This window comes from Komagataeibacter kakiaceti JCM 25156, from assembly GCF_000613305.1.
In genome coordinates this window covers 1-1,692 of record NZ_BAIO01000498.1, presented here as the reverse complement: position 1 = coordinate 1,692, position 1,692 = coordinate 1, and the positions used below count along the sequence as shown (strand labels likewise).

At 67.9% G+C, this 1,692-nt stretch carries 1 protein-coding gene; it reads left to right on the top strand.

What is annotated here, in order from left to right; genetic code table 11:
- Positions 1 to 5 precede the first annotated feature (5 nt).
- Positions 6 to 1,692, top strand: a 1,687-nt coding sequence (gene glgP / locus JCM25156_RS25290; protein WP_242402707.1) for an alpha-glucan family phosphorylase, incomplete at its 3' end; no start/stop codon positions are given.

Genomic DNA, 1,692 nt, shown 5'->3' with positions numbered 1-1,692 from the left:
GCCCGGTGCGCGACAGCCATGGCGACCGCCTGCGCCTGCCGTTCCGGATCTCGACGGGGCGGATCTGGCTGCGCGCGTGGCAGGCCACGGTGGGGCGCACGACGCTCTACCTGCTGGACACGAACGACCCCGACAATCCGGCCGACATACGCTGCATCACAACCCAGCTTTACGGCGGCGATGCCGAATTGCGGCTGCGCCAGGAACTGGTGCTGGGCATTGGCGGGTGGCGGCTGCTGCGCGCCCTGAACTTCCGGCCCGATGTCTGCCACCTGAACGAGGGGCACGCCGCCTTCGCCGCGCTGGAACGCGCGCGCGGGCTGATGGAGGATCTGGGCATCCCCTTTACACAGGCGCTGACAATCGCGCGCGCGGGCACGATCTTCACCACCCATACCGCCGTGCCTGCCGGGTTTGACCGGTTCACGCCGCTCATGGTCGCCAGTCACCTGTCCTTTTACGCCGCCAATGACCTGGGGGTGGATATTGCCGATGTGCTGGCGCTGGGCCGTGGCAACGCGGCGCGGCAGGATACGGAGGCCCCGTTCAACATGGCTTTCCTGGCCATGCGGGTCAGCAGTGCGGTCAATGGTGTCAGCCGCCTGCACGGGCAGGTCAGCCGCGCGCTGTTCAACCCGCTTTTCCCGCGCTGGCCACAGGCGCAGGTGCCGGTCGGTCATGTCACCAACGGCGTGCACATGCCCACATGGGATTCCGCCGCCGCCGATGCGATGTGGACCACCGCCACGGGCAAGGACCGCTGGCGCGGCGCGGTCGATACGGTGGAGCGTGACCTCCACGCCCTCGCCAGCCACGACCTGTGGCGCTGCCGCTGCCTGTCACGCGCGGCACTGGTCGATTTCATCACGACCAGCCACAGGGCGCGCGCGTGCTTTCATGGGGAGCGGCGCATGCAATGCCTGCCGCAGCCGGATTTTAAGCCCGATGTGCTGACCATCGGCTTCGCGCGGCGGTTCGCCACCTACAAACGCCCCGACCTGCTCCTGCACGATCCCGACCGGCTGGCCCGCATGCTGTGTTGCGCGGAACGCCCGGTGCAACTGGTGATCGCGGGCAAGGCCCACCCGCAGGACATGGCGGGGCAGGCGCTGATCATGCGGTGGATCACCTTTCTCCAGCGTCCGGACGTGTGCGGGCGGGTCACTTTTCTGGCGGATTATGACATGTCCATCGCCCGCCAGATGGTCGAAGGCGTGGATCTGTGGATCAACACTCCCCTGCGCCCGTGGGAAGCCTGTGGCACCAGCGGCATGAAAGTACTGGTGAACGGGGGGCTCAACATATCGGAACGTGACGGCTGGTGGGCCGAAGCCTGCGCGCCCGATGTGGGCTGGGCCATTGGCGACGACACCGCCACCACAACCGGCCCCCAGCGCGACGCCCAGGATGCCGAAAGCCTGTACGCCACGCTGGAGCGTGAGATCATTCCCCTGTTCTACCAGCGCGACGGCAACGGCATCCCGCAGCAGTGGGTGGGCATGATGCGCGAAAGCATGGCCCGGCTGACCCCGCGTTTTTCCGCCAGCCGGACGGTACGCGACTATACGCAGGGCTACTACCTGCCGTGGCGGGAGCCTACCGCACGCGGCTGGCCGATAACGGGGCGAAGGCGGCGGCGATCGTACGGTGGCAACAGGCGCTGGACGCTGGCTGGCAGGCCCTGCGCCTTGG